This is a genomic window from Streptomyces sp. NPDC031379, assembly GCF_055569615.1.
Genome location: NZ_JBVIIT010000029.1, coordinates 1 through 21,858, shown reverse-complemented (window position 1 = coordinate 21,858; position 21,858 = coordinate 1). Strand labels below are relative to the sequence as shown.

General features: G+C 72.6%; 21 protein-coding genes, 1 pseudogene and 1 riboswitch. Of the genes and pseudogenes, 9 read left to right on the top strand and 13 right to left on the bottom strand.

What is annotated here, in order from left to right:
- Nucleotides 1-115 precede the first annotated feature (115 nt).
- Entirely contained in the window at nt 116-1,213 is a 1,098-nt protein-coding gene (locus ACZ5CW_RS34200) for a substrate-binding domain-containing protein (RefSeq protein WP_468608379.1), read from the bottom strand.
- Between the two features lie 198 nt (nt 1,214-1,411).
- Between ACZ5CW_RS34200 and ACZ5CW_RS34195 the strand changes: the two genes are divergently transcribed.
- From ACZ5CW_RS34195 to ACZ5CW_RS34185, 3 genes are all read left to right on the top strand, one after another.
- Nucleotides 1,412-2,158, top strand: a complete 747-nt coding sequence (locus tag ACZ5CW_RS34195; protein ID WP_468608377.1) for a TetR family transcriptional regulator — start codon at nt 1,412-1,414, stop codon at nt 2,156-2,158.
- A 159-nt stretch (nt 2,159-2,317) separates the two neighbouring features.
- Nucleotides 2,318-2,734, top strand: coding sequence for a Zn-ribbon domain-containing OB-fold protein (locus ACZ5CW_RS34190; protein ID WP_468608375.1), 417 nt, complete (start codon nt 2,318-2,320; stop codon nt 2,732-2,734).
- Between the two features lie 232 nt (nt 2,735-2,966).
- Nucleotides 2,967-5,726, top strand: a complete 2,760-nt coding sequence (locus ACZ5CW_RS34185) for an alpha/beta hydrolase (protein ID WP_468608373.1) — start codon at nt 2,967-2,969, stop codon at nt 5,724-5,726.
- A gap of 21 nt (nt 5,727-5,747) precedes the next feature.
- On the opposite strand, the gene ACZ5CW_RS34180 is transcribed toward ACZ5CW_RS34185, so the two are convergent.
- The gene (locus ACZ5CW_RS34180; RefSeq protein WP_468608371.1) at nt 5,748-6,134 is read right to left on the bottom strand and encodes a PPOX class F420-dependent oxidoreductase; all 387 of its coding nucleotides are present in this window, start codon (nt 6,132-6,134) and stop codon (nt 5,748-5,750) included.
- A gap of 65 nt (nt 6,135-6,199) precedes the next feature.
- Nucleotides 6,200-7,378, bottom strand: coding sequence for a MalY/PatB family protein (locus tag ACZ5CW_RS34175; protein WP_468608369.1), 1,179 nt, complete (start codon nt 7,376-7,378; stop codon nt 6,200-6,202).
- A 177-nt stretch (nt 7,379-7,555) separates the two neighbouring features.
- Between ACZ5CW_RS34175 and ACZ5CW_RS34170 the strand changes: the two genes are divergently transcribed.
- Complete coding sequence (locus ACZ5CW_RS34170) at nt 7,556-8,386, top strand: SAM-dependent methyltransferase (protein ID WP_468608485.1); 831 nt, start codon at nt 7,556-7,558, stop codon at nt 8,384-8,386.
- A gap of 142 nt (nt 8,387-8,528) precedes the next feature.
- Nucleotides 8,529-9,908 carry a S1 family peptidase gene (locus tag ACZ5CW_RS34165; RefSeq protein WP_468608367.1) on the top strand — a complete coding sequence of 460 codons (1,380 nt, stop codon included), beginning with the start codon at nt 8,529-8,531 and terminating at the stop codon, nt 9,906-9,908.
- 96 nt (nt 9,909-10,004) lie between these two features.
- On the opposite strand, the gene ACZ5CW_RS34160 is transcribed toward ACZ5CW_RS34165, so the two are convergent.
- Nucleotides 10,005-10,196 carry a hypothetical protein gene (locus tag ACZ5CW_RS34160; RefSeq protein WP_468608365.1) on the bottom strand — a complete coding sequence of 64 codons (192 nt, stop codon included), beginning with the start codon at nt 10,194-10,196 and terminating at the stop codon, nt 10,005-10,007.
- A 121-nt stretch (nt 10,197-10,317) separates the two neighbouring features.
- Nucleotides 10,318-11,463 (bottom strand): ROK family transcriptional regulator, encoded by a 1,146-nt coding sequence (locus ACZ5CW_RS34155; RefSeq protein WP_468608363.1) that lies wholly within the window; start codon nt 11,461-11,463, stop codon nt 10,318-10,320.
- Between the two features lie 128 nt (nt 11,464-11,591).
- On the opposite strand from ACZ5CW_RS34155, the gene ACZ5CW_RS34150 reads away from it, so the two are divergent.
- Nucleotides 11,592-12,794: a Gfo/Idh/MocA family protein gene (locus tag ACZ5CW_RS34150; RefSeq protein ID WP_468608361.1), complete on the top strand. Its 1,203-nt coding sequence runs from the start codon at nt 11,592-11,594 to the stop codon at nt 12,792-12,794.
- A gap of 4 nt (nt 12,795-12,798) precedes the next feature.
- On the opposite strand, the gene ACZ5CW_RS34145 is transcribed toward ACZ5CW_RS34150, so the two are convergent.
- From ACZ5CW_RS34145 to ACZ5CW_RS34120, 6 genes are all read right to left on the bottom strand, one after another.
- A complete protein-coding gene (locus ACZ5CW_RS34145; RefSeq protein ID WP_468608359.1) occupies nt 12,799-13,494 on the bottom strand; it encodes a L,D-transpeptidase family protein in 696 nt (231 codons plus the stop codon).
- Between the two features lie 184 nt (nt 13,495-13,678).
- Nucleotides 13,679-14,470: an SDR family NAD(P)-dependent oxidoreductase gene (locus ACZ5CW_RS34140; protein ID WP_468608357.1), complete on the bottom strand. Its 792-nt coding sequence runs from the start codon at nt 14,468-14,470 to the stop codon at nt 13,679-13,681.
- A 99-nt stretch (nt 14,471-14,569) separates the two neighbouring features.
- Nucleotides 14,570-15,484 (bottom strand): SDR family oxidoreductase, encoded by a 915-nt coding sequence (locus ACZ5CW_RS34135; RefSeq protein ID WP_468608355.1) that lies wholly within the window; start codon nt 15,482-15,484, stop codon nt 14,570-14,572.
- Nucleotides 15,485-15,595: 111 nt separating this feature from the next.
- The gene (locus ACZ5CW_RS34130) at nt 15,596-16,225 is read right to left on the bottom strand and encodes an MBL fold metallo-hydrolase (protein WP_468608353.1); all 630 of its coding nucleotides are present in this window, start codon (nt 16,223-16,225) and stop codon (nt 15,596-15,598) included.
- On the bottom strand, nt 16,225-17,313 hold the full coding sequence (locus tag ACZ5CW_RS34125; protein WP_468608351.1) for an S-(hydroxymethyl)mycothiol dehydrogenase: 1,089 nt from the start codon (nt 17,311-17,313) through the stop codon (nt 16,225-16,227). Before ACZ5CW_RS34125 ends, ACZ5CW_RS34130 begins: the two co-directional genes overlap by 1 nt.
- Nucleotides 17,314-17,879: 566 nt before the next feature.
- A complete protein-coding gene (locus tag ACZ5CW_RS34120) occupies nt 17,880-18,173 on the bottom strand; it encodes a hypothetical protein (protein ID WP_468608349.1) in 294 nt (97 codons plus the stop codon).
- Nucleotides 18,174-18,344: 171 nt separating this feature from the next.
- On the opposite strand from ACZ5CW_RS34120, the gene ACZ5CW_RS34115 reads away from it, so the two are divergent.
- Both ACZ5CW_RS34115 and ACZ5CW_RS34110 read left to right on the top strand, forming a co-directional pair.
- On the top strand, nt 18,345-18,710 hold the full coding sequence (locus tag ACZ5CW_RS34115) for a nuclear transport factor 2 family protein (protein WP_468608347.1): 366 nt from the start codon (nt 18,345-18,347) through the stop codon (nt 18,708-18,710).
- Between the two features lie 303 nt (nt 18,711-19,013).
- A riboswitch (ZMP/ZTP riboswitch) is annotated at nt 19,014-19,094 on the top strand.
- Nucleotides 19,095-19,120: 26 nt separating this feature from the next.
- The gene (locus ACZ5CW_RS34110) at nt 19,121-19,969 is read left to right on the top strand and encodes a bifunctional 5,10-methylenetetrahydrofolate dehydrogenase/5,10-methenyltetrahydrofolate cyclohydrolase (protein WP_468608345.1); all 849 of its coding nucleotides are present in this window, start codon (nt 19,121-19,123) and stop codon (nt 19,967-19,969) included.
- Here the strand turns inward: ACZ5CW_RS34110 and ACZ5CW_RS34105 are convergent, their stop codons facing one another.
- Together ACZ5CW_RS34105 and ACZ5CW_RS34100 are read right to left on the bottom strand one after the other, a co-directional pair.
- The gene (locus tag ACZ5CW_RS34105) at nt 19,970-20,992 is read right to left on the bottom strand and encodes a CU044_5270 family protein (protein WP_468608343.1); all 1,023 of its coding nucleotides are present in this window, start codon (nt 20,990-20,992) and stop codon (nt 19,970-19,972) included.
- Nucleotides 20,985-21,572, bottom strand: coding sequence for an RNA polymerase sigma factor (locus tag ACZ5CW_RS34100; RefSeq protein ID WP_468608341.1), 588 nt, complete (start codon nt 21,570-21,572; stop codon nt 20,985-20,987). Before ACZ5CW_RS34100 ends, ACZ5CW_RS34105 begins: the two co-directional genes overlap by 8 nt.
- Before the next feature lie 49 nt (nt 21,573-21,621).
- Here ACZ5CW_RS34100 and ACZ5CW_RS34095 point away from each other — a divergent pair.
- Nucleotides 21,622-21,858: pseudogene (locus ACZ5CW_RS34095) on the top strand (aa3-type cytochrome oxidase subunit I); the annotation flags it as partial.

The following is a 21,858-nucleotide window of genomic DNA, read 5'->3' as shown; positions in this document are numbered from 1 at the left end:
GAGGCGGTCGCAGGACATCTTTTGTGCGCGGCCGATCAACGTCAAGAGCGTTCGACCAAGATAATCAAAACGATCGCGTGGCGATCGATTTATGAGCGCTTCAGCTAGGGGCGGTTCAGTGGCCGTCGGCGGGTGCCCGGCCGCCGCAGGAGGAGCGGATCCGCAGCTCCGGGAGCAGGTCGAGGTGCTGCCGGGGCCCGGGCCGCCGCCCCGCGGCCTGCTCGGCGAGGCGCTGCAGCAGGAGTCCGGCGGCGAGTTCGCCGACCGAACGCGTCGGCGGGGCGACCGCGGTCAGGGGCACGTCGGCGAGACCGGCGACCTGGTCGTCGTAGGCGATGAGCGCGAGGTCGTCCGGCACTCGCACCCCGTGCGCCTGGAGCCGGGGCACCAGCACGATGGCGTCCTCGTCGCTGTGCACGAGGGCCGCGGTGACGCCGCGCTCCCGGACCGCCCGGACGAGGTAGTCGACGGAGGCGTCGTAGTCGCCGTGTTCCCGCACGCTCGGGGCGCCCTCGTCGACGTCCAGGCCGCGCGCCCGTACGGCGGCCAGGAAGCCGGCGCTGATCCGCGCGGCGTGCGGGCCCTCCTGGAGCACGGCGGCGATCCTGCGGTGGCCGAGAGCGGCCAGGTGCCCCACGGCGAGGGCGGCGCCGTGGGCCCGGTCGGTGCGGACCCGGTCGAGGTCGGCGGCCGGGTTGCCCGGCGGGGCGGAACGCTCGACCAGGACGATGGGCACCCCGCACTCCACGAGCCACTTCTCCTGCCCGTCCTCGGGAACGCCGCCGAACCAGCTGGGCGCCACCAGCAGCCCCTGCGCACCGCCCGCGACCAGGTGTTCCGCCTGCACGGAGTCCTCGCTGTCGACGTAACCGGAGACGCCGAGGACGAGCCGTCCGCCCTGGGCGCCCACGGTCTCCCGGGCGCCGCGCACGATGTCGGCGAAGATACTGACCGTGCTCGGCACGATCATTCCGATCACGACGCCTTCGGCGGGCTCGGTGCGACGCTCGGTGGCGGTGGTGGTGTCGCCCGGCCAGGCCACCGCTCCGTGCAGCCGCTGTACCCGGCCCTGGGCCGCGAGCGTCTCCACGTCGCGCCTCAGGGTGACGGCGGAGACACCGAGTTCGGCCGCCAGCTCGGCCACGCGGAGGCTGCCCCGCTCGCGGACGAGTTCGAGCACCCGCTCGTGGCGCTGGTCGACGTGCAGTCGCATGGGGGTCCCCCTGGCACAGTGATCCCGAGTCGCTTACTCTACGCCCACAATCGTATCGATCGATTCCAATCAATTCGATCGCTCCGGTGTTCGGGCGGCGCTCGGCTCGGGTACCCGCACAGCACTCAGTTCCCCCTTGAGGGGCCCTATCTTGCACTGAGTGTCAGAAGCGCGGTCCGGGTGCTACGTTTCGCGTTCATGAGCTCCAGCAGCGCGGCGCCGACCGCGAAGCCGCCGATGCGGGACGCCCTGGTCGCGGCGGCCTTCCGGCTCTTCCTGGAACGCGGGTACGAACAGACCACCGTGGACGACATCGTGGCCCTGGCCGGCGTCGGCCGGCGTTCGTTCTTCCGCTACTTCCCCTCCAAGGAGGACGTGGTCTTCCCCGACCACGAGCGCTGCCTGGCCGACATGACCGCGTTCCTCGCGGCGGGCGGCGCGGAGCACGAGCCGGTGCGACGGGTGTGCGACGCGGCCCGGATGGTGCTGCGGATGTACGCGGAGAATCCCACCTTCTCCGTGCAGCGCTACCGCCTCACCAAGCAGGTGCCGGGTCTGCGCGCCTACGAGCTGTCGGTGGTGTGGCGCTACGAGCGTGCGCTCGCCGAGTATCTGCGCGGGCGGTTCGCCGGGCGTCCCGACGGGACGCTGCGGGCCGATGTGATCGCGGCCGCGGTCGTCGCCGCGCACAACAACGCCCTGCGCTCCTGGCTGCGCTCCGACGGCAGGGACGACGCGGGCGCGGCGGTGGACCACGCGCTGGGGTACGTCCAGCGGACGTACGGCCGCCCGGCGGAGACCGCCGCGCGAGCCGGCGGGATCGGACCGCTGCCGGTGGGCGAGCAGGCCGGGGACGCCGACGACGTGGTGGTCCTCGTCTCGCGCCGGGACGCCCCGGTGTGGCGGGTGGTGCAGGAGTGGGAGACGGCGCTCGGCCGGGGCTGACCACGCGGACGCCGGGAAATTCAGGGTACGCAGTGCCTTTACCTGTGACACTGAGTGCCATACTCTGTCGGCGTGCACGGTGGCACGGCTACCGGCACACGCGTGCGTGGTTCGCGCCGGGCACGCGGGATTCCGGCCGAGCGCAGGGAGTTGAACAGCGTGTACCACCACTCAGCAAGCGCCTCGCATCCGGCGGCCGGTTCCGCGGCGGGCGTTCTCGATCCCGTCCCCGTGGACTCCAGGGACGCCATCGTCTTCCAGCGCTGCACCTGGTGCGGCACGGCGATGTACCACCGGCTGCTGTGTCCCGTGTGTCAGGGCAGCGAGCTGCGCACCGAGCGCAGCGAGGGCGTCGGCACGGTCCGCCACTCGACCGTGGTGCACCGCAACACGCCGGCGGCGCGCAATGTGTCCCTCATCGAGATGGCCGAGGGGTTCGTCGTCCGGGGCCGGGTCATGGGCCCGCCGGTCGGCATCCACAGCGGCGACCGGGTCCGCCTGTCGACCGCCAAGGACCCGGTGCGCGGCGAGCCGGTCTTCCAGCTGGTGGACGAGCCGTACCGGGCCTGGACCTGACGGCCGTACGCCACTGAGGCGGCCGGCCGGCCACCGCGTCCCCGACGCCCCGGACCCGGCGTCACCCTCTCCACCCCGAACTGCGCGCACACAGCCCTCCGTTGGGCCGGCACGGGTGTGATCCATCACTTCCACCGCACAGGCAACCCACAGGCTCCTCCTTCCATCCTCCGGAGGCGAGGGGGTCCCGCTGAGGACGGGATCCCCCGTGTTCGGGGTTCGAGGAGGAACAGTGGTCCGTGCCCGGTACATAGGGGTGACCGCCGCCGCGCTGCTCGCGGTGGCGGGAGCGTCTCCAGGGGTGGCAGCAGCACAGGCTCAACCGCCTTCGCAGGTGAGGATGTCGCCGGCCTCGGACGGGGGGACGCTGCCGCCCGGGTGGCGGATCACCGGCGGTCGCTCGGCACCGCAGCTGGAGTGGCGGTCTGACCGGCCGGTGTCGATGGGCGACGCACGGGTGGAGTTCCGGTCCGGCGGACACCTGTTGGGAGTGCCGAAGCCGGGCCAGGACGGGCACACCTTCCGCCTGCCGCTCGACGCGCGGCGGCCGAACGGGCTGGGCGGTCTGCAGGTCTGGTCCGGCGGGCGCCGGCTGGACGGCCGGGAGGCCGCCGGTACCGTGTCGGCGGCCCGGCCGCCGGCCCCGCTGCCCGCGAACGGGGTGGACCCGGGCAAGCCCGGTTCGTACCGCACCAAGACGGGTGAGTACGGCCTGAAGGCGGTCCGGCTGCCGGGCTTCCCGGCGCCGGTGGAGATGCGCGCGGCCGTCGTCGCCCCGGTCGGGGCGTCCGGCAAGCGTCCGCTCGCGCTGTTCCTGCACGGCCGCCACTACACCTGCTACAAGGGCCGCGACATCACCGGTGACTGGCCCTGCAAGGCCGGCGCGAAGCCGGTGCCCAGTCACCGCGGCTACCTGCGTGACCAGAAACTCCTGGCCTCGCAGGGCTATATGACCGTGTCGATCTCGGCGAACGGCATCAACGGCCAGGACTGGGCGGCCGAGGACGGCGGCGCGCAGGCCCGTTCCTCGCTGGTGCGGGAGCACCTCGCCCGGTGGGCCGAGTGGGCCGAGCACCCCGAGACGGCGCCGCCGGTCGTACGCGAGGCGCCTCGCGCCGATCTGTCCCGGGTGCTGCTGGTGGGACACTCCCGCGGCGGCGAGGGCGTGAACCGGGCGGCACTGGACAGCCTCTACCCGCCGCCGGCCGACCACGACGGCTACCACGGCCCGGTCCGCTGGAAGATCCGCGGCACGGTCCTCATCGGCCCCACGGTCTTCGGTCAGAACCCGGTGCCCGACGTGCCGTCCGTGACGATCCTGCCGGGCTGCGACGGTGACGTCTCCGACCTCCAGGGCGAGGTCTACGTCGACGGCACGCGCGCGGTGAGCAGCGGCACCGCGCTGCACAGCGCCGTGTACGTGATCGGCGCGAACCACAACTTCTTCAACTCCGAGTGGACGCCCGGCCAGGCCGCGGCGCCCGCCGAGGACGACTTCTCCGACGACCCGCAGCACCCGGACCCGGTGTGCGGCAAGCGTGCCGCGACGCGGCTGACCGCGAACCAGCAGCACCGTGCCGGTTCGACGTACATCGCGGCCGCCGCGCGGCTGTTCCTGGCAGGCGACGACCGGGTGCGGCCGCTGCTGGACGGCTCCGGGAAGCGGGCGCCGTCGGCGGACCCGGCGCGGGTCCTCAGCCACGCGGTGGGCGCCCGCCGGGGTGCCGGATTCCTGCCGGACGGCGGGGTGTCGGTGACCGGCGGCAAGCTGTGCGACGCGGTGGACCCGAGCCCGTCCAAGGCCTGCCTGGGCCAGGGTTCGAAGGGCACCTCGCCGCACTTCGCGCAGTGGGAGACCGACCGCGAGGTGGGCCGGAAGGCGATCGCGCTGCGCTGGACGCACGCCGGTACCCCGGCGCGGGTGACCGCCCGGAAGCCGTTGTCGCTGTCCGGCGCCAACTCCCTGGCGCTGCGGCTGTTCGTGCCGCCGAACTCCAAGGGCACACAGCTGGACGTGTCCCTGACCGACGCCGCCGGCCGCAAGGCGACGCTCGGCCGGGTCCGGGCCGAGGGGCTGCCGGGCAGTGAGCGGACCGCGTCCTACTGGGCGCGCGAGTTCCGGGTGCCGCTGACCGCGGCGACCCGCGCCGGTCTCGACCTGAAGTCGGTCAAGTCCCTCGTCCTGACGCCTCGTTCCGGCTCCGGGCGGGCCTGGCTCATGGACGCCTGGGGCTGGCGGGCCGGGACGCCCGCGGTACGGGCGGCCGCGCTGCCGCGCGTCGACATCGAGCGCGCGACCGTGGACGAGGGCGACTCGGGCGTGCGCACCGTTCACGTCCCGGTCCAGGTCACGGGCCAGGGCAGCGGTCAGGTACGGGTGTACGTCGTCGACCCGGCCACCGGCCGGGCCAAGGACCGGCTGGTCACGGTGCGGGCGGGCGGCCACGACCTCGACGTGCCGGTCGAGGTGAAGGGCAACACGCGCTACGGCACCGACGTGTCGTACGACGTGCTCGTCAAGGCGGTCCGCGGCGCGGTCGTGGGCTCCTACCGGGGCGGGATCACCGTGCACGACGACGATCCGGCGCCGACGATGACCGTCACCCCCGTGGCGGGCCGGGTCACCGAGGGGCAGTCGCTGAAGTGGCGGGTGTCGCTGTCCGAGGCGGTCGACGTGGACATGAGCGCGATGTTCAGGGTCGCACCGGTGGACGGGCCCGAACTGTCCACGAAGGACGTCACGGCGGGCTGGCTGCGGGACACCGCCGGGGCGAAGCCGGACCCGGAGCGCCGGCTGTCCAAGGTGGACGGGCTCTATCTGTGGGTGGACATTCCCGCGGGGCGCACCAGCGCCGACATCACCGTGCCCACGGTGAAGGACCGGGTGGCGGAGCCCGTGGAGTCGGTGCGGTTCCAGCAGATCGACATGGAGACCGGTGAGCCGCGGTCCGGCGGCCTGGTGCTGTCCGGGTCGGTGGAGAACGCGTCGTAGGACGCGTTGCCCGGGTGGCCCTCAGTCCGTGAGGGTCACCCGGATGCCCACCGTGCCGTCCAGGCCCCGCCGCAGCCGGCTGCCCAGCAGGGTGAGACGGCCGAGGAGGCCGTACTTGCGGGCGACGAGGGTGCGGTAGCGGGCGGTGGTGGCCGCATCGGTGATCTCGGCGGTGGCCGGGAGCTGGTCGCCGGTGGGGTTGCCGCGCAGATCGCAGGGGCCGACCAGGACGTCGGGGCGGCGCCGGATCCGCTTGACCTTGAAGCTGTCGGCGGCCGTCCAGACACCGAGGGCGTCACCGTCCCGGACCACCCACACGGGAGTGGCGACCGTGGTGCCGTTCTTGCGGTAGCTGGTCACCAGCAGGTACTTCCCGGAGCCGAGCCGGTCCAGCCGTGTGTCGTCCATGTCCGGCAGTGTAGGAGGCGGCCCGCCGGCCGGGGAGCGCGGCCGTCCGGCGCCGGGCCGGCCGGTCAGGACAGCGCCGCCGCCATGCGCCGTACCCCTTCGGTGAGGATCTCCGGCGAGGTCGCCAGGTTCAGGCGTACATGGCCGGCGCCGCCGGTGCCGAAGGGCAGGCCGGAACTGAGGGCGACCCGGCCGCGGTCGAGGAAGACCCGGGCGGGGTCGTCGCCGAGGCCGAGCGCGCGGCAGTCGAGCCAGGCGAGGTAGGTGGCCTCGGCGGGGTGGGGGCGGACGGCCGGCAGGTGCTCGGCGAGCAGGCCGGTCAGCAGGCGCCGGTTGGCCGAGATTCCGGCGAGCAGGGCGTCGAGCCAGCCCGTGGTGTCGCGCAGGGCGGCGGTGTGGGCGATGACGCCGAGGTGGCTGGGGCCGTGGCTGACCTCCTCGGGGAGGCGGTCGAGGTCGGCGGCGGCCGCGGGGCCGGCCAGGGCGAGGGCGGCCTTGAGCCCGGCCAGGTTCCAGCCCTTGCTGGCCGACATCAGGGACAGGCCGCGTCCGGCGCCCGCCACGCTCAGGTACGGCGCGAAGGTGGTGCCGGGGTCGACGAGCGGGGCGTGGATCTCGTCCGCGACGACCCGGACGCCGTACCGTTCGGCGAGGCCCGCGACGGCCGCGAGTTCGGTGGCGGTGTGCACGGTGCCGGTGGGGTTGTGCGGGCTGCACAGCAGGTAGGCGGCGCGCCCGCCGCCCGCCGTCGCCTCGCTGAAGGTCTTCTCCAGCGAGGCCAGGTCGATGCGCAGACCGGCGCCGAGCGGGTCCTCGACCACCTTGCGGTCCATGTGGGTGATGAACTGGAAGAACGGCGGGTACACCGGGGAGTTGACGATGACCGGGTCGCCGGGCCCGGTGACCAGTTTGAGCATCTCGACCACTCCGAGCATCACGTCCGGAACGATCGCGGTGCGCTCGACGACGATCCCGTGCCAGTCCCAGCGGTCGGCGGCGAAGGCGGCGAGCGCCTCGGCGTAGGCGGTGCCGGCGGGGTATCCGGTGTCGCCGAGGGCCAGCGCGTCGGTGACGGCGCGGACGACGGGTTCGGCGAGCGGGACGTCCATCTCGGCCACCCACAGCGGCAGCACGTCCTCGGGGTAGGTGCGCCACTTCATGCTCGTACGACGTCGCAGCCGCGCCAGGTCCAGGGCGCGCAGCGGGTCCGGTTCACCGGTGGTGTCGTGCGGGATGCTGGTCATGGGGCACAAGATAGGGGGCCGTGGCGTGGGCGGGAACACGGACACGGGGCCGGACGGCGGATCCACGGCCGGGCCGGACCCCGGAAAACACCCGGACGGACGGCGGAGATCAACTAGGCCGTCTAGATTGCGTCTTGCATGCTGCAATCGCCCTCTGGCATCCAGGAGCTGACCCACGTGACCGACAACCCGGCAGCCACCAACGACGTGGCCGCTTCGCTGCGCGCCCGCATCAACACCGGCCAGCCGCACACCGCCCGGATCTGGAACTACTGGCTCGGCGGCAAGGACAACTACGAGGTCGACCGCGCGGCCGGCGACCAGATACGCCAACTGCACCCGGGCATCGGGGAGTACGCGCGCGCCGACCGGCTGTTCCTCGGCCGTGCCGTGCGGCACCTGGTCGGTGAGGTGGGTATCCGGCAGTTCCTGGACATCGGCACCGGGCTGCCCACCGCCGACAACACGCACGAGGTCGCCCAGCGCGTCGCGCCGGAGTCGAGGATCGTGTACGTGGACAACGACCCGCTCGTCCTCGCCCACGCGCGGGCGCTGCTGACCAGCACGCCCGAGGGCCGTACCGACTATCTGGACGAGGACCTGCGCAATGTCGACGCGATCTTCGAGCACGCGGCGAAGACGCTGGACTTCAGCGAGCCGGTGGCGCTGATGCTGCTCGGCGTGGTCATCTTCGTCGGCGACGAGGAGGACCCGTACGGTCTCGTGCGGCAGTTGGTGGACCGGCTGCCGTCGGGCAGCCACCTGGTGCTGTCGCACACCATCACCAGCCCGTCGATGCCGGACGTGGACGAGGCGGTGAAGTTCTGGAACGAGCACGGCACCCCGAAGCTGACCCAGCGCGCCCCCGAGGACGTGGCCCGGTTCTTCGACGGCCTGGAACTGCTGGAGCCGGGAGTGGTGTCCTGCTCCCGCTGGCGTCCGGAGCACGGCCCCGGGGGCGAGCCGGAGGAGGTCGCCATGTTCGGCGGGGTGGCCCGCAAGAACTGAGGAACGCGACCGAGAAGATCACCGCCGTGGGTGAACGCCGCCACCGTCGGCTCCGTATGGAGGTACGGGCCCTCGACGACCCGAGGGCCGCGCGGTGCCGGGACGGGCAGCGCGCATCCGGGTTCGGCTTCGGGAGCCTTGCATGCGGCACGCACGACGACGGGTCGTCCGGCGAGTGACACGGCTGGCGGCGGTCGGCGGACTCCTCCTGGGCGGCGCGATGGTCGCCCAGGCGGCCATGGCGAGCGAGACGCCTCCGGCCTCCGCCAGACCGCTCAGCTCCGCCGGTGGCGCCGGGGACACCGGCGCCGCGCTGGTGGCGCGGCTGGGCAGCGCGCGGACGGCCGGCAGCTGGATCGGCGCCGACGGGCGGCCGGTCGTGGCGGTGACCGACGACGCGGCGGCCCGGGCGGTACGGCGGTCGGGGGCCGCGGCGAAGGTCGTCTCCCACAGCATGAACGAACTCAAGTCGGCCACCGCCACCCTGCGTTCGGCACCACGGGTGACCGGCACGGCGTGGGCGGTGGACTACCGCACCAACCGGGTCATGGTGCGGGCGGACAGCACGGTCTCCGCCGGTGACTGGTCGCGGATGACCCAGGTGGCCACGAGGATCGGCTCTTTCGTGCACATGGAACGCACGAAGGGCACCTTCACCACGCGGCTGAACGGTGCCCAGCCGATCCTGTCGACCGGCGGCCGCTGCTCGGCAGGCTTCAACGTCACCAACGGGCAGAGCGACTTCATCCTGACGGCCGGTCACTGCGGTCCGGCCGGATCCACCTGGTTCGCCGACAACCAGGGCGACCAGCAGCTCGGCAGGACCGTCAACAGCTCCTTTCCCGGCAGCGACTTCTCCCTCGTGCAGTACGCCTCCGGCAAGGCCGGTGCGGGCGCCGACGTCGTGGCGATCGGCGGCGGCAAGGGTGTGCGCATCACCGGGGCCGCGGATCCGGCGGTGGGGCAGCGGGTGTTCCGCAGCGGCAGCACCAGCGGACTGCGGGACGGGCAGGTCACGGCGCTGAACGCGACCGTCAACTACCCGGAGGGGACGGTCACCGGGCTCATCGAGACCGACGTGTGCGCCGAACCGGGCGACAGCGGCGGCCCGATGTTCTCCGAGGGCGTCGCGCTGGGCGTCACCTCGGGCGGCAACGGTGACTGCACGAGCGGCGGGACGACGTTCTTCCAGCCGGTGACCAAGGCGATGACGGCCCTCGGGGTCCGGCTGATCGCGTCGGCGCAGAACGCGGGCGGGGCACAGGGCGCAGCGCCCGCGCCGTCGGCGCCCGCGTCGCAGGGCGCGATGGCGCCCAGCGCGGCATCGCCGGGATCCTCGGCGCCGGTCACGGGCGCGTCGGAGGGGCGGGCCCTGCTGGCGCGGCTGACGGACACACGGAACGTCGGCCCGGGCCTGCTGGTCATCGCGGGCAGTCTGATCGCGCTGGTCGCGACCCGCTTCATCCGGGCCGAGCAGGACCGCAAGGCGTATCAGCGGTACTACTCGGCGACGTGGGGCTGACAGGGCGAGGCCGGGTGCGGCCGATGAGGCGACGAGAAGGGCACCCGTGCTCTCACGGGTGCCCGGGACGGTGCGGCGCGAGGGGCGCCTGGTAGGTCAGGCCGCCCGGTGCGGCTGCGACTGCGGGGCCGCGGCGGCCCACTCCATCACGAGGCGCTGGTACTCCGCGCGCTGCTCGGTGGTCAGTGTCCCGCCCGACCGGAGCCACAGGGCCCGGATCTCCTCGTTGACCTCCGCGGCCGATCGCTCGGAGGCGGCTTCAACAGTGGTGGACATGCTGTGAAGCATATGCCGATCGACGTGAAGACGCTGTGAGTAAGTACACCTGATGCGGACATTTCGGACCGTGTTACTCATCACGTCAATGAGTCGGGCCAGAGGGGCAGTTCATGCCCCTGACCGGCCCTGATCAGTTCTCGGTCAGCCCGAGCACCAGCACCTGGATCGCCAGTACGGCGGCACCGCGCGCCCAGTCGTGGAAGTCGGAGACCTTGGTCTCCAGGTCGACCGGAGAGGCCTGCGGATGCCGGTGGGCGCGGATGGTCTCGCGGACCGTGTTCCCGGCCACATCCATCAGGCCGACCCCCTCCCCGGCGAGCAGGATCTTCTGCGGCATGGCGAAGTTGGCGATCTGCGCGACGAGGGTGCCGAGCGCCCGGGCGGCCTCGCCGATCACCCGGGAGGCCAGGGGATCGCCGCCGGCGGCGCCGGCGAGGATGTCCTCGTAGCGGGCGTCCCGGCCGGTGGCGGCGCGGATCTGGTACTCGATGCTGGGGACGGTGAGCAGGGACACGGCGCTGCCCCGCGCGCCGTCGGGGGTGAGGGGGCCGTGCGGGTCGAGGATCCAGTGCTGCGCGAAGCCGCGGCCCTCCTCCTCGAAGGGCACCCTGCTGCCGCCCAGCACCAGCCCGTAGCCGAAGCCGGCGCCGATGGTCAGGACGACGAAGCGGTCGAGCCCCCGGCCCGCGCCGAACCAGGTCTCGGCCTCGACCAGGGCGGCCACGTCGTTCTCCAGGACGACCGGCAGGCCGGTGCGCTCCCGCACGAGGGCGGCGAACGGCACGTCCCGCCACCCCAGGAAGGGCGACTCCCCCGCCACGGCGCGATCCCGCACGCGTCCGCCCACACCGATGCCGATGCCCGCCAGGGTGGGATGGCGTGCGGCCAGCTCGGCGGTCATCCGCGCGAGCAGGTCGGCGACGGCGTCCGGGTCGTGCGTGGCGAGCGGCCGGTCGAGGCGGTCGGTGATCTCGCTGCGGAGCGTGGTGACGACGCCGTAGACCATGTCGGCGGTGATCTTGAAGCCGAGGAAGGCGCGGGAGTCGGCGAGGACGTCGAGCGGCTGTGACGGACGCCCCTGCCGCGCCGCCGCGCCGCCCGTCTCCGGGGCCTCCACCAGAAGGCCGGACTCGATCAGCGGCTTGGTCAGCCGGGTGAGGCTGCCCTGGGAGAGACGGAGCCGGCGCGCCAGCCCGGTGCGGGACAGCGGTCCGTGCAGGAGGACCTCGATCGCCACCGAGCGTTCCGCGGGGCTGAGCGGCAGCCAGCTGGTCATGGGAGCAGACCCCTCATTTTCTTCTGCAGCAAAAGCAACAAGGTCATCCTACTGAGATCCAGGCGCCCGATCCCGCCCGTTCCACACCCTCTTGACGCGTGGATTCTTCCGGCGCAAAAGTAACGCGTATGACCTTCTCCCTCGGCATCGTCGGCGCCGGACAGTTCTCCGGCCAGTTCGCCACCCTGTTCCAGGCCCACCCCGGTGTCCGTGACGTCTATGTCACCGATCTGCTGCCGGAGCGGGCCGAGCGGCTCGTCGCCGCGCAGGGGCTCGCGGGCACCTTCCCGTCGTACGCGGCCATGCTGGAATCGCCGGCGGTCGACGCGATCGCGGTCTTCACCCAGCGCTGGACGCACGGCCCGCTGGTCCTGGGTGGCCTGAACGCGGGCAAGCACGTCTACTCCGCGGTCCCCATGGCGATCACCACGGAGGAGGTCGCGGCGATCGTCGACGCGGTGCGGGCGACCGGGCTGACGTACATGATGGGCGAGACCAGCCAGTACAACCCGGCGACCGTGCACGCCCGCAACCAGATCGCGGAGGGCGCCTTCGGCCGGCTGTTCTACGCCGAGGGCGACTACGTCCACGACATGGACCTCGGCTTCTACGACGCCTACCGGTACAGCGGCGGCGAGGAGTGGAAGGCGACCGCCAGCTATCCCCCGCTGCTGTACCCGACGCACTCGGTCGGCGGGGTGCTCGGGGCCTGGCGTACCCACGCGGTGAGCGTGTCGGCGATCGGCGTGCGCGATGAGCGGGGCGACGGCGTGTTCGATCGCTCGGTCAGCCAGTTCGACAACGACGTGTCCAACGCGACCGCTCTGTTCGAGGTGGCGGGCGGCGGCTCGTTCCGTACGAACGAGTTCCGGCGGGTCGGCTACCCCTCACACATCCGCGAGTCCCGGTTCCGGTTCTTCGGCACGGAGGCCAGCATGGAGCAGCTGGCGACGGTGGCCCTGTGGCAGGACAAGAACGGCGTGAAGGACATCAGCGAGCTGCTGGAGCCCAAGCAGACCCTGTCCCCCGACGACCCGTCGCTGCAGCACATCGCACCGGAGCTGCGGGCCGCCTTCACCTCCGGTTCGGCGCCGGTGCACGACCGCTCGCGGCTGCCCCGGGAGTTCGACCATCTGCACAACGGGCACGAGGGCAGCCACCACTTCCTGGTGGACGACTTCGTCACCGCCGTCACCACGCGCACGCTGCCGTCGGTGAACGCGTGGGTGGCCGCCCGCTACACCCTGCCGGGCATCGTCGCGCACGAGTCGGCACGGCAGGGCGGGGTGCGGCTGGAGATCCCCGACTTCGGGGACGCGCCCGGGGCCTGAGGGCTCAGGTGCCCGGCTTGCGGCCGTAGACGAAGACGTCGTCGCCGTTCTTCAGCAGCGACCAGTACTTCTTGGCGGTCGTCGTGGTCATGTTGACGCAGCCGTGCGAGCCCGGCGGGTTCCACATGCTCAGGCCCACCGAGTGGAAGGCCTGGCCACCGTCGAAGAACTGGCTGTAGGGCATCGGCACGTTGTAGATGGTCGAGACGTGGTCGATGTCCCGCCAGTAGATCTTCTTCAGACCGGTGCGGGTCTCGTAGCCGTCGCGGCCGGTGCGCACCGGCACCGGGCCGTAGACGAGCTTCTTGCCGTCCTGGATCCAGCTCAGCTGGAGCGTGAGGTTGACACAGGCGATACGGCCCTTGTTCACCGGGCACTTGCCGTCCTTGTTCGGCTTGTTCCCGACGGCCTTCTGCTTGTTCATCAGATCCATCACGCCCCAGGTGACGGGTCCGGCGTAGCCGATGTTGGGCGTGATGCCGTGCTTGTTCTGGAAGGCCTGGACGGCCTTGCAGTCGGCGGCGGACTGCTTGCCGTCGACCGGGCGGCCCAGGAACTTCTCCACCTGCTTCTGGTACGGCCCCGCCTGCGTGGTGCAGCTCGCGGCCTGGGCCGGTGCCGCGGTGAAGGCGAGCGCGAGCGGCGTCACCAACCCGGTGACGCCCAGCGCCACGACACCTCGTCTGCGTATGTCCCCCATGACGGACACTTCCCCTTCTCCCCTTTCACCCAGGACCTGTCCCGGGTGCTTCCCCTGCGCGATTCCCGCGGCCTCGGACTACTAGACCTGCCCGGGGAGGCCATGGTTGTGGTTCCGGTCAGCCTGTGACGAAACGGTGAACTTCGTCGCCGCGCGGCCGGCGGCCGGGGGCCTTTGGGGGCGCTCAGGAGGGGCGGCGCACCGCCGTGTGGAAGCCGGTGTTCACCGCGGTGAGGCCGCCGTCGGCCACGAGCGTGGTGCCGGTGATCCAGGCGGCGTCGCGGGAGGCGAGGAAGGCGACGGCGGCGGCGATGTCCTCCGGCTCGCCGACCCGGCCGAGCGGGTACAGGGCGCGCACGGCGGCGAGATCGTCGTCGCGCCCTTCCCACGCCGAGGTCCGGACCGTGCCCGGCGCCACGAGGTTCACCCGGACGCCCCGGACCGCCGCGTGTCCGGCGAGGGTCCGGGTGAGGGAGCCGAGGCCGGCCTTGGCCGCGCTGTAGGCGTGGTTGCCGAAGTCCTGCAGGCCGTTGACGGACCCGATGCTCACGATCGCGCCGCGTCCGGAGGCGGCGAGGTGCGGCAGCGCGGCGCGGCAGCATCGGTAGGCGCCGGCGAGGGTGATGTCGAGGTCGAGCGCCCACGCCTCGTCGGGGTCGTCCTCGAAGAGCGGGGTGTCCGGGGTGCAGTGGGCTGCGCTGTTGACCAGCACGTCGAGCGAGCCGAAGGCGGCCACGGCACGGGCGACGGCCGCGTCGACGGATGCGCGGTCGGCCACGTCGCAGCCGAACGCCTCGGCGGCGAGGCCGTGTCGGCGCAGCGCCGCCGCGGTCCGCTCGGCCTCGGGCAGGTCCCGGTCGGTGACCAGGACCCGGCCTCCCTCCTCGGCGAGCCGGCGGGCGACGGCGGCTCCGATGCCGCGGGCCGCGCCCGTGACGAGAACTCCGTGTCCTGCGAAGCGGGTGTGATCGGTCATGGGCCGACCGTACGGCCGAGAGGTCCGGCCTTTCACCGGAACGGGCAGAGCGTGCGGCCGAGGGGCGTTCCCGGCACCGGAAGCCAAGGCGCGTGCGGCTCACCGGTACCCGGTGACGTCCGCCGGTCTGCCCGCGTCCTGGACCTCGACCAGATACCGCCAGGCGTCGGGGCGGGTGCCGTCGAGGTCGGTGAAGCCGTACGTCTGGGCCAGCCCACCGCTGGAGAGGGACTGCCCGTTGAAACGGGCCACGTCGGGGTCGGCGGCCAGGGCGGCGACGGCACGACCGGTGAAGCGGGGGGTCTCGGAGATGGCGAAGTGCGGAACGCGCTCGAGAGCGTCGCGCCAGTTGTCCTCGCGGACGCCGAACTCGTCGAGCATGATCTCCGAGCGCAGCCAGCCGGGAGTCAGTGCCACGGCCGTGGCGCCGCGTGGGCCCAGCTCGTGGCCGAGGGCGAAGGCCATGCGCAGGACGGAGGCCTTGGCGAGGTCGTAGAAGAAGTTCACGCGGTAGGTGTCACGGTTGTAGTCGGCGGTGCCGTCGGTGACCTCCACGACCAGGCCGCCGGGGTGCCGGAGCAGCAGCGGCAGCGCGTAGTGGCTGGTGACGGCGTGCGTCTCGACGGCGAGCCGGAGCAGTCTGAGCCCCTTGTCGAGGTCGTGCTCCCACACCGGGGTGTCCCACGCGAAGAGCTTCTCACCGCCCCAGATGTCGTTGACGAGGACGTCGAGGCGGCCCCGCTCGTCCGCGATGCGGTCCACCAGGGCCCGTACGGCGGCCCGGTCCAGGTGGTCGGCCGGTACGGCGATGCCGTGCCCGCCGGCCGCGGTGACGAGGTCGGCGGTGTCCTCGATCGTCTCGGGGCGGTCGTACTCCGAGCGGTGGGCGCGGGTGCTGCGGCCGGTGACGTAGACGGTGGCGCCGGCCGCGCCGAGCTCGACGGCGATGCCCCGTCCGGCGCCCCGGGTCGCCCCCGCGACCAACGCGACCTTGCCCTGCAACGGTCCTGACATGTCCGGCCTCCTGTGCGGTACGACTGCTGTCGCCGTCCACTGTCACGGGAAAGCCGGACATCTTTTGTCGTCTTTTCCGGCGGATCCCGGCGTCCTCGTCCGGCCGGTCCGTCAGTGCCCCCGCTCGATCCACTCCTCCAGGTGGGGTGCCTCGGCGCCGATGGTGGTGGGGTCGCCGTGGCCGGTGAGGACCTTGGTCTCCGGCGGGAGGGTGAGGAGGCGGTCGCGGATGGAGTCGATGATCGTCGGGAAGTGGGAGAAGGAGCGTCCGGTCGCACCCGGGCCGCCCTGGAAGAGGGTGTCGCCGGTGAAGACTGCGCCGAGGCCGGGGTCGTACAGGCAGACGGCGCCGGGGGCGTGTCCGGGGGTGTGCATGACGGTCAGGTCGGCGCCGGCGGTCTCGATGACCTGGCCGTCGGCGAGGTGCCGGTCGGGGTCGCGGTCCGGGTGGGTCTGCTTCCACAGCGGCAGGTCGTCGGGGTGCAGCCAGATGACGGCACCGGTGAGGTCGGCGAGGGCGGGGGCGGCGCTGATGTGGTCGTTGTGCGCGTGGGTGCACACGATGGCGGTCACCCTGCGGTCGGCCACGGCCTCGGCGATGGCCTCGGCGTCGTGCGCGGCGTCGATGACGATCACCTCGCGTTCGTCGCCGACGATCCACACGTTGTTGTCGACGTCCCAGGTACCGCCGTCGAGCGTGAACTGTCCCGAGGTGACGAGTCGTTCGATGCGCGTGGTCATCACAGCACCACCACCGAGCGCAGCACGTCGCCGTGGTGCATCCGCTCGAACGCCTTCTCCACCTCGTCGAGTTGGATGGTCTCGGTGACGAACGCGTCGAGCGGCAGCCGGCCTTGCAGATGCAGGTCGATCAGCATGGGGAAGTCGCGGGAGGGCAGGCAGTCGCCGTACCAGGAGGACTTCAGGGCGCCACCGCGGCCGAAGACGTCCAGCAGCGGCAGTTCTAGCTTCATCTCGGGGGTGGGGACGCCGACGAGGACGACGGTGCCGGCGAGGTCGCGGGCGTAGAAGGCCTGCCGGTAGGTCTCGGGGCGGCCGACGGCCTCGATGACGACATCGGCGCCGAAGCCGCCGGTCAGCTCTCGGATCGCCTCGATCGGGTCGGTCTGCCGGGAGTTGACGGTGTGGGTGGCGCCGAGGGTGCGGGCCTTGTCCAGCTTGCGGTCGTCGATGTCGACGGCGATGATCTTCGCCGCGCCGGCCAGGTTCGCTCCGGCGATGGCCGCGTCGCCGACGCCGCCGCAGCCGATGACGGCGACCGAGTCGCCGCGGCCGACGCCTCCGGTGTTGATCGCGGCTCCGATGCCGGCCATCACCCCGCAGCCCAGCAGTCCGGCGACCGCCGGGGAGACGGCCGGGTCGACCTTGGTGCACTGTCCGGCGGCGACCAGCGTCTTCTCGGCGAACGCGCCGATGCCGAGCGCCGGGGAGAGTTCCTGCCCGGTGGCGGCGAGGGTCATCTTCTGCTCGGCGTTGTGCGTGTTGAAGCAGTACCAGGGCCGGCCGCGCAGACAGGCCCGGCAGTTGCCGCACACGGCACGCCAGTTGAGGACGACGAAGTCACCGGGTGCCACGTCGGTGACGCCCTCGCCGACCGACTCCACCACACCGGCTGCCTCGTGGCCGAGGAGGAAGGGGAAGTCGTCGGAGATGCCGCCCTGCTTGTAGTGCAGGTCGGTGTGGCAGACACCGCAGGCCTGGATCTGTACGACGGCTTCGCCGGGGCCGGGGTCCGGCACCACGATCGTCTCGATCCGTACGGGCTCGTCCTTGCCCGGTGCGATCACGCCGCGTACTTCCTGCGCCATGGCCTGGCCCCTTCCATCGATTGCCTTCTGCTGCCGACCCTACGCGCGACCGATCGGTAGCGGCACGGCCCACTGGGGTGATCGTGGATCTTTCCGGCCGTCGGCGGCGGGTTCGCCCTGCCGTCCGGTGGGCCGGCGGCGGCCGTCGCACGGCTGGACCCCGCCGCAGAGGACGCGGAAGGACTCGGAGACGGTCCGGGAAGTGGGGTCCGGGCACCCGGGGCCTTGGGGCCCATGTCGGCCCTGCGGAGGCCTGATTCAGCGCCGGTGGCGGCATGCCCGGCCTCGGGCCCCGGTGTCGACCGTCGGTCCGGTGGGACCAGGGGCCTTCCGACGCGAGCCCTGGGCCGTGCGCACCGGTGCTGTCGCGGCGAGCGGAACCAGGGGGAAGGTGACCGGATGATGTCCTCTGCCGTTGTCTCGCCGGGGCCGGACCGGTGGTGAACTCCGGGCGGCCTCCCGGCAGGCGCCGCGGGAGCGGGCCGGCCCGTGACGGACAGGGCGTCACGGGCCGGCGGCGATGCGGGCCGTCCCGGCCGGGACGGCCCCGGTCACCGGGTGCGGGATCAGTGGACGGCGGGCAGCAGACCGAGCAGGGGCGCAACGGGGGCGACGAGCTGCTCCAGCTGATTCAGCTCGTTGAGGTGCTTCAGCTCCCCCAGCTGCTGGGACACCCGCGGGAGCCGGTCCTTCTCCGGCGCGGGGACGCCACTGGTGGTGAGCGAGTCCAGCGTGCTCATCGCGCCGAGCTTCCCGACGAGCGGTGCGCCGGCTTCGGCCGCGTTCGCCGACGGTACGGCGAGGCCCGCGATCCCGGCGGCCAGACCGACCGCGGCGGCGATGCGTCGTGTTGAGATCATGTCTTCAGCAACGGTGGCGGACCCCGGCCGGACACGGGCGGCGGACCCCGCTCACCCGTGAGGCGGAGCGCGCCGCCTGCGCTTGCCGAGGCCGCTGGGCCGGAGGAGTCTCGAAGGTGGGGCCGAGCGGCCCGTTCCTCGTCGGGCCGCGGGCGCCTGAAGGAGGTCACCATGGGCACCGCGGCAGGCTCCGCCTTCGACGCCGAGACACTGCGCCGGGGCATAGAAGGAAACACCGGAAACAACCTTCTGTCGCTCTACGCCGACGACGCGAAGATCCGCATCGTCGACCACAACAACCAGCCCAGTCACCCCACCGTCCTGCACGGCCGGGGCCAGATCGCCGAGTTGCTGGACGACATCTACAGCCGCGACATGACGCACAAACTGGAGCAGTGCGTCGTGCAGGGCGATCGCGCCGCCTTCAGCGAGTCCTGCGAGTACGGGGACGGCACGCGGGTTCTCGCCGAGTCGATGATCACTCTGAAGGACGGCAAGATCGCCGACCAGCTGATCATCCAGGCCTGGGACGAGTAGGAGCACCCGGGCATGACAGGCGGCTCGAGGAGAGTCGCGAGGGTCCAGGTCAGCACCCGGCTGACCTGGACCTTCTCGGCCCGGGGAACCCTGGGTCGGGCCCGCCGGGCCCGCCCTCGGCGGCGGGCGGCGACTGCCGGGGCGGCGCTGCCGGTGCCCACGGTGCTGCTGCGGGCGGTGCTGAGAGCAACCCGCCCGCGCCCCGCGCTGCCGCACGCGGCGCGCACACGGCAGGTCCGGCCGCGGTGAGCGCCGCCCGCGCCCAACCGGGCGATCGCCTCATGGACACGCTCGGTTACGCTGTACGCGGGTCGTGACTGGCGCTGAGGTGGAGAACCACCGGGGAGCGGCCCGTGGTGGATGCCGCGCGCCTGGGCGAGGACAGTCGATCCAGCTCAGGAGTGTGCAGCATGACCCAGGCCCGTCTCATGGACGGCACCGCCCTCGCCCGCCGTATCGTCGAGGACACCGCGAAGAAGGCCGCCGACCTCACCGCACGCACGGGTGGCGCGCCCTGTCTGGCGACCGTGCTGGTCGGCGAGGACCCGGCGTCCGTGACGTACGTCCGCATGAAGCAGAACCGCTGCCGCAAGGCCGGCATCGAGTCACGTCACGTGGCCCTGCCCGCGGCCACGACGACCGCCGAACTGGTGGGCGCGCTGCGGGAGTTGTCGGCCGATCCGGGGGTGCACGGGATTCTGCTCCAGCACCCGGTGGGCGACCACGTCGACGAGCGGGCCGCGTTCGAGGCGATCGCGCCGGAGAAGGACGTCGACGGTGTCACCTTCGCCTCGTTCGCCACGATGAGCTTCGGCCTGCCGGGGTTCGTCTCGTGCACGCCCGGCGGCATCCTGCGGCTGCTCGACGAGTACGGCGTCGACCCGGCCGGGAAGCGGGCGGTGGTGGTGGGCCGCAGCGCGATCCTCGGCAAGCCGGTGGGCATGCTGCTGCTGGCCCGGGACGCGACCGTGACGTACTGTCACTCGCGCACCCGGGACCTGTCGGCCGCGGTCCGCGAGGCGGACATCGTCGTCGCCGCTGTCGGCCGGCCGCGGCTGATCCGCGGACAGGACATCAAGCCCGGCGCGGTTGTGATCGACGCCGGCTACAACCCGGGCAACGTCGGCGACGTCGACTTCGACTCGGCCGTGGAGCGGGCCTCGCTGATCACGCCGGTGCCGGGCGGCGTCGGTCCGATGACCATCGCCACGCTGCTGGAGCAGACGGTGGATGCCGCCGCCCGGCAGCTCGGGGTGTGATCAGCGCATCCAGGCGCAGTAACCCATGACGTCTCCGGCCTTCACTCCGTAGGCGGGGTCGGCCTTGGTGAAGGTGTCCTCCATGCCGAGGACCGCGCCGGTGCGCGGTTCCAGGATCAGCATGTGCCGGATGCCTCCGGCGTCGTACACGTACGCGTGGCCGGGGCGGCCCAGGCGGTCGGTCACCTCGCCGACCGGCCGCAGCCCCTCGGCCTTCGCGAACAGCCGGACGAGGGCGGCCGACTCGCGGGCGCCCAGGGTCCAGTGGTCGAGCAGTTCCCCGACGGCGTCGAGGAGTTCGGCGGTGCTCAGCGGGGCCGTGCTGCGGTCGGTCTCGGGACGGGCGACTTCGGTGAGGTAGGCGCCGAGGGCCGCCGCGGTGTGCGGCGGCGTCCCCTCGGGCGGGGCGTCGCTCCACATCGGCGGGTAGGTGGTCCGGCTGATCACATGGCCGTCCGCCACCTCGTGCGGGTCGTCGCCCTCGTCGGTGAGGACCGGGCTGCCGGGTCTGCGCGGGTCGGTCGCCACGACCAGTTCGGTGTGGGTGGCATCCGCCCGCCAGCGCACCACCCGCTCCTCGGGGAGGGTGACGGGACGCTTGCCGTCGCTCATGCCGAGGCTCCACGACTGCACGTGCGTTCCCTTGCGCAGGCCCGGTGTGCCGCCCGACGCGGCCGCGTCGGCGAGGGCGATCATGTCCTTCAGGGGTACGGGCGCGGAGTGGGCGCGGACGCTCAGCGGGCGCGGCGCGGCGACGGCCCGCGACGTGCTCGGGCCGCCGAGGACGGCGTTGATGGCGATCACGAGGGCGACGGCGGTGGCGGCGAGGCCCCAGACCAGCCGGGCGCGCGGGGTGCGGCCGGGAGGCGGCGGGAGCAGCCGGAGACGTCGCCGTGCGGGCTGCTGGTGCAGCAGTCGTGCGAGCTGCCGCTCGGCCTGGTGGTCGAGCGGTCCGTCGCCGAACCGGGGTGCGTCGGCCGGCACCGGGTTGGCGCGGTGGAGGAGTTCGAGTTCGTCAGCCATGTCCGTGGTCCTTGCACAGGGTCGCGCCGGCGGAGGCGGGCTCCGGGGCGGGCCGGCCGTCGGGCAGGGCGGCCGTGGCGGGGCCCATCCGGTCGATCTCGGCTCTGAGGCGGCGCCGCGCCCGGTGCAGGCGCATCGCCGCCGCTCGTCTGCCGCAGCCCAGGGCGACGGCGATCTCCTCGGTGTCGAGTTCCTCCCAGGCGGCCAGCCGCAGCACCTCCTGGTCCGACGGGGACAGCCGGTCCAGTGCCTCGTGCACCCAGGCGCCCGGGGCCTCAGCGTCGGGGCTGTCCATGATGTGCCGGCCGTGCGCGGCCTCGTCGTTGCCCAGCCGGTCCACCAGCCGGCGCCGGCGCCCGTAGCCGCGTACCGCGTTCGCCAGGCAGTTGCGGGCCACCCCGTACAGCCAGGGCAGCGGCGCGTCCGGCAGGTCGCCGCGGCGCCGCCAGGCGACGGTGAACACCTCCGCCACCACTTCCTCCACCTCGCCGGCCCGCCCCTGAAGTCGCCTCGCGACATAGCGGCTGACCGCCCAGTAGTGCTCGCGATAGGCAGCGGCGAAGATCTCGTCGTTGCTCATGTTCGGTTCGTGTCCGGCACCCCCCGGATCGTCACACCCTTCTTCCGTGATGCTTCTCGCGCCGTCCGAGTGTGACCCACCGGCCGGGCACGGACACAGGCGGGGCGTGAAGAGGATCAGAGACACCAGGGCCGTGCAGTGGCTCACCAGCACCGACCACAAGACGATCGGCACGCTCTACTTGGTCACCGCGTTCGCGTTCTTCCTGATCGGTGGCGTCATGGCGCTGCTGATGCGCGCCGAGCTGGCCCGGCCGGGCCTGCAGATCATGTCGAACGAACAGTTC

Coding starts and splice junctions, on each gene's coding strand:
- ACZ5CW_RS34180 (WP_468608371.1), bottom strand. CDS start 6,134: ATGGACGACACACGGCTGGACCGGCTCGGCTCCGGGAAGTACCTGCTG.
- ACZ5CW_RS34150 (WP_468608361.1), top strand. CDS start 11,592: ATGACCTTCTCCCTCGGCATCGTCGGCGCCGGACAGTTCTCCGGCCAG.
- ACZ5CW_RS34145 (WP_468608359.1), bottom strand. CDS start 13,494: ATGGGGGACATACGCAGACGAGGTGTCGTGGCGCTGGGCGTCACCGGG.
- ACZ5CW_RS34175 (WP_468608369.1), bottom strand. CDS start 7,378: ATGACCAGCATCCCGCACGACACCACCGGTGAACCGGACCCGCTGCGC.
- ACZ5CW_RS34165 (WP_468608367.1), top strand. CDS start 8,529: ATGCGGCACGCACGACGACGGGTCGTCCGGCGAGTGACACGGCTGGCG.
- ACZ5CW_RS34115 (WP_468608347.1), top strand. CDS start 18,345: ATGGGCACCGCGGCAGGCTCCGCCTTCGACGCCGAGACACTGCGCCGG.
- ACZ5CW_RS34120 (WP_468608349.1), bottom strand. CDS start 18,173: ATGATCTCAACACGACGCATCGCCGCCGCGGTCGGTCTGGCCGCCGGG.
- ACZ5CW_RS34110 (WP_468608345.1), top strand. CDS start 19,121: ATGACCCAGGCCCGTCTCATGGACGGCACCGCCCTCGCCCGCCGTATC.
- ACZ5CW_RS34200 (WP_468608379.1), bottom strand. CDS start 1,213: ATGCGACTGCACGTCGACCAGCGCCACGAGCGGGTGCTCGAACTCGTC.
- ACZ5CW_RS34155 (WP_468608363.1), bottom strand. CDS start 11,463: ATGACCAGCTGGCTGCCGCTCAGCCCCGCGGAACGCTCGGTGGCGATC.
- ACZ5CW_RS34100 (WP_468608341.1), bottom strand. CDS start 21,572: ATGAGCAACGACGAGATCTTCGCCGCTGCCTATCGCGAGCACTACTGG.
- ACZ5CW_RS34195 (WP_468608377.1), top strand. CDS start 1,412: ATGAGCTCCAGCAGCGCGGCGCCGACCGCGAAGCCGCCGATGCGGGAC.
- ACZ5CW_RS34160 (WP_468608365.1), bottom strand. CDS start 10,196: ATGCTTCACAGCATGTCCACCACTGTTGAAGCCGCCTCCGAGCGATCG.
- ACZ5CW_RS34140 (WP_468608357.1), bottom strand. CDS start 14,470: ATGACCGATCACACCCGCTTCGCAGGACACGGAGTTCTCGTCACGGGC.
- ACZ5CW_RS34135 (WP_468608355.1), bottom strand. CDS start 15,484: ATGTCAGGACCGTTGCAGGGCAAGGTCGCGTTGGTCGCGGGGGCGACC.
- ACZ5CW_RS34130 (WP_468608353.1), bottom strand. CDS start 16,225: ATGACCACGCGCATCGAACGACTCGTCACCTCGGGACAGTTCACGCTC.
- ACZ5CW_RS34105 (WP_468608343.1), bottom strand. CDS start 20,992: ATGGCTGACGAACTCGAACTCCTCCACCGCGCCAACCCGGTGCCGGCC.
- ACZ5CW_RS34125 (WP_468608351.1), bottom strand. CDS start 17,313: ATGGCGCAGGAAGTACGCGGCGTGATCGCACCGGGCAAGGACGAGCCC.